16 protein-coding genes are annotated in these 13,799 nt (G+C 70.0%); 4 read left to right on the top strand and 12 right to left on the bottom strand.

What is annotated here, in order from left to right:
* Positions 1-676: 676 nt before the first annotated feature.
* Both ACE3TU_RS11275 and uvrB read right to left on the bottom strand, forming a co-directional pair.
* Positions 677-1,015 (bottom strand): endonuclease domain-containing protein, encoded by a 339-nt coding sequence (locus ACE3TU_RS11275; RefSeq protein WP_374624186.1) that lies wholly within the window; start codon positions 1,013-1,015, stop codon positions 677-679.
* A gap of 294 nt (positions 1,016-1,309) precedes the next feature.
* Positions 1,310-3,751 (bottom strand): excinuclease ABC subunit UvrB, encoded by a 2,442-nt coding sequence (uvrB, locus tag ACE3TU_RS11270; RefSeq protein ID WP_374624192.1) that lies wholly within the window; start codon positions 3,749-3,751, stop codon positions 1,310-1,312.
* 419 nt (positions 3,752-4,170) lie between these two features.
* On the opposite strand from uvrB, the gene ACE3TU_RS11265 reads away from it, so the two are divergent.
* Positions 4,171-4,587: a YrdB family protein gene (locus tag ACE3TU_RS11265; protein WP_374624183.1), complete on the top strand. Its 417-nt coding sequence runs from the start codon at positions 4,171-4,173 to the stop codon at positions 4,585-4,587.
* A 98-nt stretch (positions 4,588-4,685) separates the two neighbouring features.
* On the opposite strand, the gene uppS is transcribed toward ACE3TU_RS11265, so the two are convergent.
* The 7 genes from uppS to ACE3TU_RS11230 all read right to left on the bottom strand — a co-directional run bounded on the left by uppS (position 4,686) and on the right by ACE3TU_RS11230 (position 8,638).
* The gene (uppS, locus tag ACE3TU_RS11260; protein ID WP_374624180.1) at positions 4,686-5,378 is read right to left on the bottom strand and encodes a polyprenyl diphosphate synthase; all 693 of its coding nucleotides are present in this window, start codon (positions 5,376-5,378) and stop codon (positions 4,686-4,688) included.
* Between the two features lie 180 nt (positions 5,379-5,558).
* A complete protein-coding gene (locus ACE3TU_RS11255) occupies positions 5,559-5,945 on the bottom strand; it encodes a transcriptional regulator (RefSeq protein ID WP_374624177.1) in 387 nt (128 codons plus the stop codon).
* Entirely contained in the window at positions 5,935-6,543 is a 609-nt protein-coding gene (locus ACE3TU_RS11250) for a hypothetical protein (RefSeq protein WP_374624174.1), read from the bottom strand. Before ACE3TU_RS11250 ends, ACE3TU_RS11255 begins: the two co-directional genes overlap by 11 nt.
* A 131-nt stretch (positions 6,544-6,674) precedes the next feature.
* Complete coding sequence (gene arsC / locus ACE3TU_RS11245) at positions 6,675-7,097, bottom strand: arsenate reductase (glutaredoxin) (protein WP_374624171.1); 423 nt, start codon at positions 7,095-7,097, stop codon at positions 6,675-6,677.
* Entirely contained in the window at positions 7,094-7,759 is a 666-nt protein-coding gene (locus ACE3TU_RS11240; RefSeq protein WP_374624168.1) for an aquaporin, read from the bottom strand. Before ACE3TU_RS11240 ends, arsC begins: the two co-directional genes overlap by 4 nt.
* A complete protein-coding gene (locus tag ACE3TU_RS11235; protein ID WP_374624165.1) occupies positions 7,759-8,328 on the bottom strand; it encodes an arsenate reductase ArsC in 570 nt (189 codons plus the stop codon). Before ACE3TU_RS11235 ends, ACE3TU_RS11240 begins: the two co-directional genes overlap by 1 nt.
* On the bottom strand, positions 8,276-8,638 hold the full coding sequence (locus tag ACE3TU_RS11230) for an ArsR/SmtB family transcription factor (RefSeq protein ID WP_374624162.1): 363 nt from the start codon (positions 8,636-8,638) through the stop codon (positions 8,276-8,278). The genes ACE3TU_RS11235 and ACE3TU_RS11230 overlap by 53 nt, the downstream gene beginning before the upstream one ends.
* 113 nt (positions 8,639-8,751) lie before the next feature.
* Here ACE3TU_RS11230 and ACE3TU_RS11225 point away from each other — a divergent pair, with 113 nt between their 5' ends.
* Genes ACE3TU_RS11225 through arsK form a run of 3 tightly spaced genes read left to right on the top strand, consistent with a single transcriptional unit; the run spans position 8,752 to position 11,769 of the window.
* Positions 8,752-9,072, top strand: coding sequence for an ArsR/SmtB family transcription factor (locus ACE3TU_RS11225; protein ID WP_374624159.1), 321 nt, complete (start codon positions 8,752-8,754; stop codon positions 9,070-9,072).
* A gap of 56 nt (positions 9,073-9,128) precedes the next feature.
* Positions 9,129-10,529 carry an FAD-dependent oxidoreductase gene (locus tag ACE3TU_RS11220; RefSeq protein WP_374624156.1) on the top strand — a complete coding sequence of 467 codons (1,401 nt, stop codon included), beginning with the start codon at positions 9,129-9,131 and terminating at the stop codon, positions 10,527-10,529.
* 16 nt (positions 10,530-10,545) lie between these two features.
* Positions 10,546-11,769 (top strand): arsenite efflux MFS transporter ArsK, encoded by a 1,224-nt coding sequence (gene arsK, locus ACE3TU_RS11215; RefSeq protein WP_374624153.1) that lies wholly within the window; start codon positions 10,546-10,548, stop codon positions 11,767-11,769.
* A 4-nt stretch (positions 11,770-11,773) separates the two neighbouring features.
* On the opposite strand, the gene arfB is transcribed toward arsK, so the two are convergent.
* The 3 genes from arfB to ACE3TU_RS11200 form a co-directional block, all read right to left on the bottom strand.
* Positions 11,774-12,187, bottom strand: coding sequence for an alternative ribosome rescue aminoacyl-tRNA hydrolase ArfB (arfB, locus tag ACE3TU_RS11210; protein WP_374624189.1), 414 nt, complete (start codon positions 12,185-12,187; stop codon positions 11,774-11,776).
* A gap of 112 nt (positions 12,188-12,299) precedes the next feature.
* The gene (locus ACE3TU_RS11205) at positions 12,300-12,719 is read right to left on the bottom strand and encodes an SH3 domain-containing protein (RefSeq protein ID WP_374624150.1); all 420 of its coding nucleotides are present in this window, start codon (positions 12,717-12,719) and stop codon (positions 12,300-12,302) included.
* 196 nt (positions 12,720-12,915) lie between these two features.
* On the bottom strand, positions 12,916-13,545 hold the full coding sequence (locus ACE3TU_RS11200; RefSeq protein WP_374624147.1) for a peptidase inhibitor family I36 protein: 630 nt from the start codon (positions 13,543-13,545) through the stop codon (positions 12,916-12,918).
* Positions 13,546-13,799: the final 254 nt, after the last annotated feature.

Raw genomic sequence — 13,799 nt, 5'->3', positions numbered from 1 at the left:
TTGGCGCCGGCCCACCCACCAGCTGCGCTGGTCCCCCCTCCCGGCCTTTGGCCGAGAGGGAGCGACGACTGCGGCATTGGTGCCGGCTGCGGTGTTTCAGTCGGCGCTCCCTCCTCGCCGGGACGGCGGGGAGGGGGGACCGCCCGCAGGGCGGGGGGTGGGGCGGGGATGGGCGAGGGTGGCGCGAGCCCACCCACCAGCTGCGCTGGTCCCCCCTCCCGGCCTTTGGCCGAGCGGGAGCGACGACTGCGGCATTGGTGCCGGCTGCGGTGTTTCGGTTGGCGCTCCCTCCTCGCCGGGACGGCGGGGAGGGGGGACCGCCCGGAGGGCGGGGGGTGGGGTGGGGATGGGCGAGGGTGGCGCCGGCCCACCCACCAGCTTCGCTGGTCCCCCCTCCCGGCCTGCGGCCGGGAGGGAGCGACGACTGCGGCATTGGTGCCGGCTGCGGCATTGGTGCCGGCTGCGGTGTTTCAGTCGGCGCTCCCTCCTCGCCGGGACGGCGGGGAGGGGGGACCGCCCGGAGGGCGGTGGGTGGGGTGGGGATGGGTGAGGCTGGCGCGGGCCCACCCACCAGCTGCGCTGGTCCCCCCTCCCGGCCTTTGGCCGAGAGGGAGCGACGACTGCGGCATTGGTGCCGGCTGCGGCCGGGGGGAGCGACGAGTGCCGCGTCGGTGGGTCAGGGGGTGGGCAGGGCGGCGAGGATGGCGGCGTAGACGCTGTCGAGGCGGTTGAGCACGTCCGACGTGGTGACGCGCAGGACGCGGAAGCCCTTCGAGCGGAGAAAGGCGTCGCGGCGTGCGTCGTAGGCGCCGGCCTCGTCGGTGAAGTGGCCGGAGCCGTCGACCTCGACGATGAGGGCGGCGCCGAGCGAGGCGAAATCGGCGTAGTATGGCCCGACGCCGACCTGGCGGCGGAAGTGCCAGGGCTTGAGGTCGCCGGTGCGCAGGGCGTTCCACAGCCGTGCCTCGGCGGGCGACAGGCTGCGACGGAGGGAACGGGAGCGGGCGATGCTCATCGGGTTCTCCGTGACTGTCGGGCGGGTTCCTCCGCCCTGTCTTGCCTGGTCCGGCGCGCTTCGAGAGGGCCCACCCACCATGCTGCGCATGGTCCCCCCTCCCCGCCTTCGGCCGGGAGGGAGCGCCGACTGCGGCGTCGGCGCGCCTTGAAGGTCCCATGCCCTTCCACACACCCCGCCTTGCCTGGTCCGGTGCGCTTCGAGAGGGCCCACCCACCATGCTGCGCATGGTCCCCCCTCCCCGCCTTCGGCCGGGAGGGAGCGACGACTGCGGTGCCGGTGCGCCTTCGTCGACTAGGCGTCGTCCGTCACTTTGGCGTCCAGCACGTCCAGTTCCATCTCCCTCAACCGCTTGATCTCGTCGCGCAGCCGGGCGGCCTTTTCGAATTCCAGGTTCGTCGCGGCTTCGCGCATCTCGCGCTCGAGGTCCTTGATCACGGCGGCGAGGTTGGCGCCGGCCTGGACTTTTTCCTTGCCGGACTTGTCCTTGCCGATCGAGACGGTGACGTGGTCCTGCTCGTAGACCGAGTCGACGATGTTCTGGATGTTGGACTTGACGCTTTGCGGGGTGATGCCGTTGGCGAGGTTGTAGGCGACCTGCTTTTCGCGGCGCCGGTTGGTTTCGGCCATGGCGCGGTCCATCGAGCCGGTGACGTGGTCGGCGTAGAGGATGACGCGGCCGTCGACGTTGCGGGCGGCGCGGCCGATGGTCTGGATCAGCGAGGTTTCCGAGCGCAGGAAGCCTTCCTTATCGGCATCGAGGATGGCGACGAGGCCGCATTCGGGGATGTCGAGGCCTTCGCGCAGGAGGTTGATGCCGACCAGCACGTCGAAGCCGCCCAGCCGGAGGTCGCGGATGATCTCGATGCGCTCGATGGTGTCGATGTCGGAGTGCATGTAGCGCACGCGGATGCCCTGCTCGTGCAGGTATTCGGTGAGGTCCTCGGCCATGCGCTTGGTGAGCACGGTGACCAGCGTGCGGTAGCCGGCCTTGCTGACCTGGCGAATCTCGTCGACGACGTCGTCGACCTGGGTCTTGGCCGGGCGGATCTCGACCGGCGGGTCGATCAGGCCGGTGGGGCGGATGACCTGCTCGGCGAAGACGCCGCCGGCCTGCTCCATCTCCCAGGCGCCGGGGGTGGCCGAGACGTAGACGGTCTGCGGGCGCATGGCGTTCCACTCCTCGAAGCGGAGCGGGCGGTTGTCCATGGCCGAGGGCAGGCGGAAGCCGTATTCGGCGAGGGTGGCCTTGCGCCTGAGGTCGCCGCGATACATGGCGCCGAGCTGGCCGACGGTGACGTGGCTTTCGTCGATGAAGACCAGCGCATGGTCGGGGAGATATTCGAACAGGGTCGGCGGCGGCTCGCCGGGCTTCCTCCCGGAGAAATAGCGCGAATAGTTCTCGATGCCGGCGCAGGAGCCGGTGGCTTCCATCATCTCGAGATCGAACAGGCACCGCTGTTCGAGTCTTTGCGCCTCGAGGAAGCGGCCGGCGCCGTTCAGCTCCTGCAGGCGGGCGGCGAGCTCCTTGCGGATTTCCTTGATGGCGCCGGTGAGCGTGGCGCGCGGCGTCACGTAGTGGGAATTGGCGAAGATGCGGATATGGGTGAGGTCCGAGCTCTTCTTGCCGGTGAGCGGGTCGAACTCGGCGATCTGCTCGATCTCGTTGCCGAACAGCGTGATGCGCCAGGCGGCATCCTCGTAGTGGGCGGGGAACAGCTCGATGGTGTCGCCGCGCACGCGGAAGGTGCCGCGGGTGAAGCCGGCGTCGCCGCGCTTGTACTGCAGCTGGGCGAGCGAGCGCAGCAATTGCTGCTGGTCGACCTTCTGGCCCTTGCGCAGGTCGAAGGTCATGGCGGTGTAGTCTTCCACCGAGCCGATGCCGTAGATGCAGGAGACCGAGGCGACGATGATGACGTCGTCGCGCTCGAGCAGGGCGCGCGTCGCGGCGTGGCGCATGCGGTCGATCTGCTCGTTGATGGTCGATTCCTTCTCGATATAGGTGTCGGTGCGCGGCACATAGGCCTCGGGCTGGTAGTAATCGTAATAGGAGACGAAGTATTCGACGGCGTTCTCCGGGAAGAACGACTTCATCTCGCCGTAGAGCTGCGCTGCCAGCGTCTTGTTGGGGGCGAGGATCAGCGCCGGGCGCTGCGTGCGCATGATGGTCTGCGCCATAGTGTAGGTCTTGCCCGAGCCGGTGACGCCGAGCAGCACCTGGTCGGTCTCGCCATTGTCGACGCCCTCGACGAGATCGGCGATGGCGGTCGGCTGGTCGCCGGCCGGCTCGTAGGGGGTGACCAGCCGGAACGGGATGCCGCCCTCGGATTTCTCGCGCGGCAGCGGGCGGTGCGGCTTCCACTCGGTATTGCCCTCCACCTCCTTGCGGCCGTGCAGGATGATGTCCTCGAGCGCCTTCACCGTGGCCGAGATGCCGACCGTCTGCGCGCCGGCGAGACTCTGGCCGGGCAGGGCGACGGATTTCTTCGACGAGCTACCGGGGACTTTCGCCTTGCCGGTGACTTTGGCCTGTGGCGCGCCCTGCACCGCGGTGGCCAGCGCGCCGCGCAACTGCTCGAGCACGGCAGGGTCCTTGGCAGCGGCGCGGCTGATGCCGCGGGCGGTCGCCCGGGAGGAGGGCACATGACCGAAGCCGGCCTGGTCGGATTCGCCGAAGCCGCCGAAATCCGGGCGGTCGACGGAGTTGGCCTTGGATTTCGGCGCCTTGAGCGCCATGCCCGTCGCCGCGCTGCGGGCGGATTTCCTGGGTTTTTCCAAGGGCTGCGGCACCAGCGGCTGGATACCGGTGCCGGCGGCCTCGGCAGCGCGGCGGGCGGCGTTGTCGAGTGCCCGCTTGTTCTTCAGCCGCTCCTGCGGCAGGCGCTTGTTCAGGTCGGCCGCTTCGGCCTTCTCGATCTCGCCGATGAAATCGTCGATGGAGAAGGTGGCGGGTTCGCGGGCGGGTTTCTTGTCGGCGGCCATGGTCGGTCTCGGGCGGCGAAGGGGCGGCAACGGACACCATAGATAGGCGTCGCGTCAGGGTGTGTCAGCAGGATGCAGCGATGCCGGCAGGCTAGCACGGCAGGAACGGAGTGGGAACGGGGAACGTTGCGGACGGGATTTCCCCGGCGCGCGCCTTGTGCTTGAATTGCACCATGAGCCACAGCAAAGCGCATACCGGCCACCGGGCCCACGCCCATCGGCACGACACGCCTCCCGCGCCACGCCGTCCACGCTCGCGCTTCGAGATGGCCAACCTGGCGCTGGCCTTCCTGCTCGAACTGGTGGCGCTGGCCGGCTTCGTGCTGCTGGCCGCGCTGCTGCCGGACAGCTGGCTGCGGCTGGTCGGCGCCGCCCTGGCCGCCGCGGCCTTCGTCGGGCTGTGGGCAGTGTTCGCCGCGCCGCGCTCGAAGCGACGGCTGGCGATGCCGGCGCTGCTCTGGTTCAAGCTCGGCATGTTCGCCGTCGCCGCCCTCGGGCTGGTCGTCGCCGGCCTGTGGTTCTGGGCCGGCGTGTTCGCGGTGCTGGTGGCGGTGAACCTGATGCTGATGGGCTATTTCCGGCACTGGTAGGGGGCGACCTTCTCTCCCCTCGGGAGACGGCGGCGACCCCCCGAGTCCGGCCGGCTGCCGCAGGGCGCTGACCTGACGTACTGCGCTTGCCGGTCACATCAATGCGGCGCCGCCGCCGCGCCCGCCTCCACCACGCCGCCGAAGCTGCGGGTGCGGCGATGGTAGTCCGCGAGGGCGGCGGCAAAGTCGTCGGGACCGAAGTCGGGCCACTTGACCCTGGTGAAGTAGAACTCGGCATAGGCGCTCTCCCAGAGCAGGAAGTCGCTGAGGCGCTGGTCACCGCCGGTGCGGATCATCAGGTCGACATCCTCCGTGTCGAGCCGCCCGGACAATTCGTCGGCGGTGAGGTGATCGGCCGCGGCGGCGAGGATGGCATCGCGCGCGGAATAATCGATGGCGATCCTCAGGTGCAGGCGGCGCCCGTCGCGGGTCGAGGCCTCGGCATGCCCGATGGCCTTGGCGAGGCCGATCGGCAGGCGATCGCGCCGGCCGAGCACGGTGATGCGAACGCCGAAATCGCGCAGCCACGGCACCTCGACCAGCAGGAAGTGCCGCAGCAGGCCCATCAGCCCGGCCACTTCGGCCGGCGGGCGCTGCCAGTTATAGCTCGAAAAGGCATAGAGGCTGAGGGCGCTCACCCGGTGCTCCACCGCGGCCCGGACGATGGCGCGCACCGCATCGGCCCCGACCTGGTGCCCGTCGGGTCGCGGCAATCCGCGCTCCTCAGCCCAGCGGCCATTGCCGTCCATGATGATGGCGACGTGGAGTTTGGTATGGAGAGTAGTTTGCATTGCAAACCTTTAAATTGGGGGTGGGTCGGCAGTCGGCAGTCGGCAGTCGGGAGTAGGGAGTAGGGAGTAGGGAGTAGGCAGTCGGGAGTAGGCAGTCGGTCGTCGGCAGTCGGTCGGCGGTCGGCGGGTGGTCGGCAGGGGACGGCGGGCCGCCTTGGGTGGGGCGGACTGTGCTCGGGGTCAGGCTGGGCGGAGGCGGCGGCGTGTGTCGGGGGGGCGGTCCGGAGCGGCGGGAGCGGCGGCGGGGTCCCGCGCCTGCGCATCGCGGACGACCCGCTCGAGCACCGCCAGATAGTCGAGGAAGCGCTGCCGGCCAAGAACGGTGAGGCGGATGTCGGTGCGCGGTCGCCTGGCCTCGTAACCCTTCTCGACGCTCACCAGGCCCGCCTCCTCCAGCACGGTCAGGTGGCGGTTGAGGTTGCCCTGGGTCAGGCCGCACAGCTTCATCAGGTCGCTGAAGGCGAGTCCGTCGGGGCGGCCGACGAGCGAGGTGAGGATACCCAGCCGCGCCTTCTCGTGGATGACGCGGTCGAGGCCCTGGTAGGCGAAGGGGGCATCAGCCGACATTGTCGGCCTCGCCGGCGCGATGGACGATGGAGGCGACCAGCAACTGGCCGATGGCGAAGGGGAGGCCCATCAGCCAGGGCGAGAGGGCGTGGTTCTCGGCCGCAAGCAGCAGCACGGCGAAGCCGCAGACGAAGTACCAGGCGCCGGCCAGCGGCATGGCGCGCGGCAGCGAGCGGGACGCGGCAAAGATGCCGAGGCTGACCAGAACCAGCCAGAGGCCGGGCAGCATCCACAGGTCGGCCGGCGCGAAGCGGGCGAAGAAGGCGAGCAGCGCCGCGCCGGCCACCCCGGCGGGGACGAAATGCAGCACCGCCTCGCGGATCATCTGGTCGGCCAGCCCGCCGTGATGGCGCTCGGCCCGCCGCAGCATCTCGCCGCCGATCAGGCCGCAGGAGGCCATCGCGGTCGCCACCCAGGCGGCGAAATAGGCGAGGGGATCGCTGGTGCCCGGCAGCAGCGATTGCGCCAGCGCCACGCCGAAGGCCAGCACGCCCGACCCGGCCAGCGCCGCCGGACCCAAGCCCAGGAAGGTGCTGGACAGCGCCAGCCGGCTGCGGATTTCGACGATATCGGCGAGGGCTCGATCGAGGTCGGTCATGGGATGACTCGTGTTTGCGATGCAAACCAAGTTGGCACCCGGATGGTGGCGGGATTTGGGCGGGGGAGTTCAAAGGCAATGGGCGATCCGCAGACCGCGTTTCCTGCCAGCGGCACCGTCGCCTGTCCCGCTCACCCCACCCTTCGCCCCGCCTCGTCAACCACCACTTCCCCGTCCTCCTTCACGAACGGCCCGATGTCCGGGTTGTCGAGGATGTCCAGCACCAGCTCCGAGGGGCGGCAGAGGCGGGTGCCTTTCTCGGTCTCGACGAAGGGGCGGTTGAGGAGGATGGGGTGGGCCTCGATGGCGTCGAGGAGGGCGTCGTCGCCGAGCGCGGGGTCGGCGAGGCCGAGGGTGTCGTAGGGGGTGTCCATGATGCGGAGCGCTTCGCGGAGCGTGAGGCCGGCGGCGGCGACGAGGTCGCGGATGCGGGCGCGGCTGGGCGGGGCCTTGAGGTATTCGACGATGACGGGCTCGACACCGCTCTGGCGGATCATGGCGAGGGTGTTGCGCGAGGTGCCGCAATCGGGGTTGTGGTAGATGGTGACGGTCATCGTGTGGCCTTTGAGGGAGCGAGGAGCCAGCCGCAGACGGCGAGGGCGATCAGCGCGCCAGCGAGCTGGGCGAGGATGAAGCCGGGGGCATCGAGTGGGCGGATGCCGGAAAAGCTGGCGGTCAGCGCGCGGGCGAGGGTGACGGCCGGATTGGCGAAGCTGGTCGAGGCGGTGAACCAGTAGGCGGCGGTGATGTAGAGCCCGACCAGCCAGGGGATGGCGGTGCGGGCGTGGACGAGGCCGGCGAGGATGACGGCGACGAGGCCGAAGGCGGCGACGGCTTCGGCGAACCATTGCGGGCCGCCGGTGCGGATGTGCCCGGAGAGCTGCAGCGGCGCCTCGCCGAACATCAGATGTGCGACGATGGTGCCGGCGATGCCGCCCAGCACCTGGACGAGGGCGTAGAGCGCGGCGTCGCGGGGCGCGAGTTCGCGGCGGAGCGCGAAGACCAGCGACACGGCCGGGTTGAAATGCGCGCCCGAGATGGGGCCGAGGATGGTGATCAGCACCACGAGGATGGCGCCGGTGGGCAGGGTGTTGCCGAGCAGGGCCAGCGCCGTGTCGGTGGTGAGGCGCTCGGCCATGATGCCGGAGCCGACGACGGTGGCGACGAGCAGCGCGGTGCCGAGCGCCTCGGCGGCAAGGCGGCGGGAGAGGTCCATCAGGCGGCGCCGCCCGACTTGCCGGTGGCGCCGGGCATGGCGCCGATGTCCTTGAGTCGCGTGCCCAGGGTCATGCGGTCGATGCTCTGGATCGGCAGGTTGACGAAGGCGGTGATGCGGTTGCGCATGAAGCGCAGCGCGTCCTCGAAGGCGGCGCGCTGCTTGAAGCCGGGCTCGATTGCGGCGGGGTCCTCGATGCCCCAGTGGGCGGTCATCGGCTGGCCGGGCCAGATCGGGCAGGCCTCGCCGGCGGCGTTGTCGCAGACGGTGAAGACGAAATCCATCACCGGGGCGCCCGGGCCGGCGAACTCGTCCCAGCTCTTCGAACGCAGACCCGCGGTGGGGAGGCCCGCCTCCTCGAGGACCTCGATGGTCATCGGATGCACCTGGCCCTTCGGGGTGCTGCCGGCCGAATAGGCGTGGAAGCGGCCGCCGCCGAGCTGGTTGAGCAGCACTTCGCCCAATACCGAGCGGGCGGAGTTGCCGGTGCACAGGAAGAGGACGTTGTAGACGCGATCAGCAGGCACAGCTCGGCTCCGGCGACGGGGTGCAGCAGGGGGTGAATTCATCGACCAGCGGCGCGCAGAGTTCGGGGCGGCCGCCGCAGCAATCGGACACGAGGTAGCTGGCGATCTGGCGCACCCGATCGATCTCGGGGCGGTAGAGGATGGTGCGGCCCTGGCGCTCGGCCGAAACGAGGCCGGCGCGGGCGAGGATGGCGAGGTGGGTGGACAGGGTGTTCTGCGGCACCTCGAGCCGGCGGGCGACTTCGCCGGCAGGCAGGCCATGCGGCTCGTGGCGCAGGATCAGGCGGAAGGCCGCGAGCCGGGTGGGCTGGGCGAGGGCGGCGAAGATCTCGGTGGCAGCGGATGATTCCATGTATCGAGGAATATCGATATGAGACGACGGTTTGATGACGGCGGGGGCGGTATCTATTTCGGTAGTTATCGAAATAGCGTTGACGGCGACGCCGGATCGCGTATGCTAGTTCCATGAACATCGAAACAGCAGCATCGCAGATGGAAGCGCTGGGCAACCCGACCCGGCTGGCGATCTATCGCAATCTGGTACGGGCAGGGGGCAACGGGCTGCCGGTGGGCAAGCTGCAGCTGAAGCTCGATATCCCGGCATCGACGCTGTCGCACCACCTGAAGAAGCTGATGGACGTGGCGCTGGTGACGCAGGAGCGGCAGGCGACGACGCTGATCTGCCGGGCCAACTATCCGGCGATGAATGCGCTGATCGGCTACCTGGCGGACGAGTGCTGCGCCGATTCGGCCTGTGCGAGCGATGCCGACGTGGCGGCGGCGTGAGCCTTGATTTGACGTGAGATTCGTAATTTCTAGAAATACAGAATACGGAGACCGAGATGTCGAATGAGCTGCCAGTGGCGGTGATCGGGGCGGGGCCGGTGGGCCTTGCGGCGGCGGCGGAAATCGTCGGGCGCGGGCTGGCACCTCTGGTGTTCGAGCGTGGCACGGGGGTCGGCGCGGCGCTGCGGGAATGGGCGCATGTGCGGGTGTTCTCGCCGTGGGCATACAACATCGCCGGAGCGGCGCGGCAACTGCTGGAACAGGCCGGGTGGGACGCGCCGGAGGTGACGGAACTGCCGACCGGGGGCGAGATCGTCGAACGCTATCTCGAGCCGCTGGCGGCCGTGCCGGAGATCGCGGCCGGCCTGAGGCTCGGCGCGCGGGTGACCGCGGTGACGCGACAGGGGGTCGACAAGGTGTCGGATCGCGGGCGTGCCGATGCGCCGTTCGACATCCGATGGGTCGACGCGGCCGGCGCCGAGCAGCGGACGCTGGCGCGGGCGGTGATCGATGCCTCCGGCACCTGGGGGCAGCCCAATCCGATGGGGATCGACGGCCTGACGGTGCCCGGCGAGCGGGCGGCGGGCGAGCGGATCGTCTACGGCATTCCGGATGTGCTGGGTGCAGCGCGGGCCGCGTACGCCGGCAAGACCGTGCTGGTGGTCGGGAGCGGGCATTCGGCGATCAATGTCGTGCTGGCGCTGCTCGAGCTGCAGCGCGAGGCGCCGGGGACGGCGGTGCTGTGGGCGCTCAGGCGCGGCCGGATCGACAGGCTGCTGGGCGGCGGGCTCAACGACCAGTTGCCGGAGCGCGGCGCGCTGGGCCTCAGGGCCAAGGCGGCGATCGATGCGGGCCGGCTCGAGGTGCTGGCGCCTTTCGCGGCGCGCCGGGTGACGCAGGCGGGCGACCGGCTCGCGGTCGAGGGCAGCGTCGGGCGGCTCGAGACGCGGTTCAGCGTCGATCGGATCGTCGTGGCGACGGGGTTCCGGCCGGACCTCTCGCTGGCGTCGGAACTGCGGGTGGCGGTCGACCCGGCGACCGAGGCGCCGCCGGCGCTGTCGCCGCTGATCGATCCGAACCGGCACTCGTGCGGCACCGTGCCGCCGCATGGGGTGGTGGAACTGACGCAGCCGGAGCCGGGGTTCTACATCGTGGGGGCGAAGTCCTATGGGCGGGCGCCGACCTTCCTGATGGCGACCGGCTACGAGCAGGTGCGCTCGATTGTCGCCGAACTCGCCGGCGATACGCTCGCGGCGCGGCAGGTGCACCTGGTGCTGCCGGAGACCGGGGTGTGCTCGACCGATCTCGCCCCGGGGACGGCCGGCGGTTGCTGCGGAGGGCCGGCAGCGACGACCGCGTCGTGCTGTGTCGCCGACGAGGTGGCCAAGGCCGCCGGGGCCGATGGCTGCGGTTGCGGGGTTGCGCGGCAGAATGCCACTATCGCCGAACTGGCCTGACGAAAGAGCCGATACCATGACGACGACAGCACCGGCGGCGACGCGCATGGCGCCGGTGGTGTGGGCGCTGGGGCTGACGCAGATCGTCGGCTACGGCACGCTCTACTACTCGTTCAGCACGCTGGCGCCGCAGATGGCCCGGTCCTTCGGCTGGACCGAGGAGTGGGTATATGGCGCGCTTTCGGCCTCGCTGCTGCTGGGCGGCCTGGTCGCGCCACTCGCGGGTTCCGCGGCGGACCGGTTCGGCGCGGCGCGCGTTATGAGCGTCGGCTCGATCGGCGCGGCACTGGCGCTCGTCGCCACGGCGCTCGCCCCCGAACGGCTCAGCTTCCTCGTGGGGCTGGCCGGCATGGAGGTTGCCTCGGCCTTCGTGCTCTATTCCACCGCCTTCGCGGCGCTGGCGCAGATCAACCCGCTGGGCGCGCAGCGCAGCATCACGCTGCTGACCCTGATCGCCGGCTTCGCCTCGACGCTGTTCTGGCCGCTCACCGCCCTGCTCAACGGCGCGCTGGGGTGGCGCGAGGTCTACCTCGTGTTCGCCGCGCTCAACCTGCTGGTCTGCCTGCCGGTGCATGGCTGGCTTGGGCGGGTATCGCGACGGCAACGGGCGAGCGGGCCGGACGGCCGGGCGACCGAGGTGCCGCCGCAGATCGACGGCGCCCGGGCCGGTCGGGCGCAACTGGTGATGCTGCTCGCCTTTGCCCTCCTGGGGTTCGTCTCGTCGTCGATCCTCGTCCATATGGTGCCAATGCTCGCCGCCCTGGGGCTGGGCGGATCGGGGGTGCTGGTGACGACGCTGTTCGGGCCGGCGCAGGTCCTGGCCCGACTGGTCAACATGCGCTTCGGGCGCGGCCTGTCGCAGCCGGCACTGGCGGTGATCGCCGCGGCGGCGATGCCGCTCGGCCTGGTGCTGCTGGCACTGAGTGCGCCGTCGGCGCCCGGGGCCGCGCTGTTCGCCATGCTGTTCGGGCTGGGCTCGGGGCTCTCGAGCATCGTCTCGGGAACGCTGCCGCTCGCCCTGTTCGGAACGGCCGGCTACGGGCGGCGGCTGGGACTGATCAGTTCCGCCCGGCTGGTGGTCTCGTCGGTGGCGCCCTTCGTCTTCGCCCTGGCGACGGCGCTGGCGTCGCCGCGATTGAGCGTCGCGATGGTGGCCGGCGTCGGGATCGCCAGCACGCTGTGCTTTGCCGTGCTGTGGGCAAGCGCCCGCGCGGTCGCCCCGGAGGGGAAGGGGACGTAGGCGATCAGCCGAGCGGCGGTCGCGTGCTGCGCAGGCGCTTGATCTCGCCGTGGCGGGCCTTGCCCTCGAGCCGGCGGCGCTTCGAGCCGAGGGTGGGCCGGGTGGCGCGACGCGGCTTCGGCGGCACGAGCGCGGTTTCGAGCAGGTCCACCAGGCGTGCGATGGCGTCGTCGCGGTTCTGCGGCTGGGTGCGGAACCGGCTGGCGAAGATGACGATGGTGCCACCCCCGGTGAGGCGGGTGCCGGCGAGCCGCGCGGCGCGGGCCTTGACCGCATCGCTGAGGTCGGGCGCGCCCGCGAGGTCGAACCGCAACTGCGCGGCGGTCGCCACCTTGTTGACGTTCTGACCGCCGGGGCCCGGGCTGCGCACGTAGCTGATCTCGAGCGCCGAGAGGGGGATCCGAACGGTGTCGCCGATCTTCAGGTCGTCGGGGATGGCGCGCGCTCCGGTTCGGAAGGATCGAACCGGTGTAGCAAGGGGCGGTCGGCGAGGGAACCTTCGGTCTCCTCGCCCGACGGTCCATGGCGCGTCAGTACTTGGTGATGAGCTTGGGCCGGTCGATCTCGTGGAAGGTGGGCCCGCCCGGCGGCGAATAGGGGGCGATCTCGGTCGCGATGGCAGCGGGCTTGGTGCCCGGCAGGACCTTGCCGTCGGTGCTGGCCACGTCGTCGGTGCCGCCACCGCCGCCGGGGCGAACATTGAGGGCATCCAGCGGCACCCAGCCCTTCTTGCCGTGACGCTCGACGAGACAGAAGTTCGCCCTGGTGCCGCACCAGATCAGGTCGACGCGGGTGCCGGCTTCGAGGTTGCCCAACGCCGCGTAGTCGGTCCCGGGCCCATCGCGCCAGGGCGAGCCGACGGTGAGGCGGGCCGGTGTCGCAAGGGCCGGTGCAATCGAGGACGCGACAAGTACCGCGCCGAGGATGAGGGTGCGAGAGAGGCGAGACATGGTGTGTTCCTGGGTTGACGCCGTCGGCATCGAGCCGACGGGTCGAGACGACCATGCCGCGATTGAATCGACGCTGAACACCACGCGTCGGATTTCGTTCAGGTTCAGAACAAACCTGTCCGCGGCAGTCGGGTGTGCCGTGCCGGAGCCCGGGAGGGAGCGCCGCCGACACCCGGGCGGCGGCGCACCTCTGCGGCTATTCGACTTCGTAGGAGGAGATCTTGTTGTCGAGCTGGCTCGGCAGCGACTTCTTCGACGAGGAGATCGAGGCGCAGGTGCCGGTCAGGTCGTCGCCCGAACAGACCACCACCTCGGCACCGCCGACGACGGTGATCGAAGATATGGAGTTGTCCCAGCTGCCGGGCAGCGAGTCGTCGCTATCGCCCGGTTCGACGCAGAAGCTGGAGCCCTCGTAGCCCTTGGACTTGAAGAAGCAGACCTCCGGGTCCTCGATCTCGATGTCGTCGGCCTCGGTGTTGCCGACGCCGATCGAGAACGAGGGCTTGCCGTCGGCGCCGATGCCGAGGCTGAAGCTGAACGGGGCGTTGTTGGCGGGCTTGCCCTTTTTCAGCGCCCCCAGCAGGCTCTTGCGGATCCAGCCATTGGTGCCGGGCACGTCGAGGAAGCAGTAGTTGGTCGTGCACTCGGTGGCCATCACCAATTGCCCGGCCTCGACGTAGTTGACCTGCTGGGAGCTCGCGTTGGCGCTCTTGTACAGCACGGTATCGGAGATGACGTAGGCATTCGGGGCCGCGAGGGCGGGCGTGACGGCGAGGGTGCCGAGCACGGCCAAGGCGGCGAGCGTGGTTTGACGCATGCGGTTCATGATGAGTATCCCCTGGGGCGGCGGCGCCGCACACCCCAAGAAATATCTGCAAATCCCGAGAAAATCGACGCGGAATCCGCCAGCGGCGATCAGTAGACGCGAACCGAGCTCACGGCGTTGTCGAGGAAGCCGTCGAGCGCCGACTGGCTCTCGTTGATGCGCTCGCAATGGCTGCGGAACTCGCGGTCGCGGCAGAGCGTCACCGACACGTTGCCCTCGATGGAAACCGAGGAGAAGCGGTTGTCGGCCCGGTA

The sequence above is a fragment of the Devosia sp. genome, assembly GCF_041917035.1.
Classification (GTDB): Bacteria; Pseudomonadota; Alphaproteobacteria; order Rhizobiales; family Devosiaceae; genus Devosia_A.
Note: the sequence above shows the minus strand (reverse complement) of the source record. Positions and strands in the feature narration are given on the sequence as shown.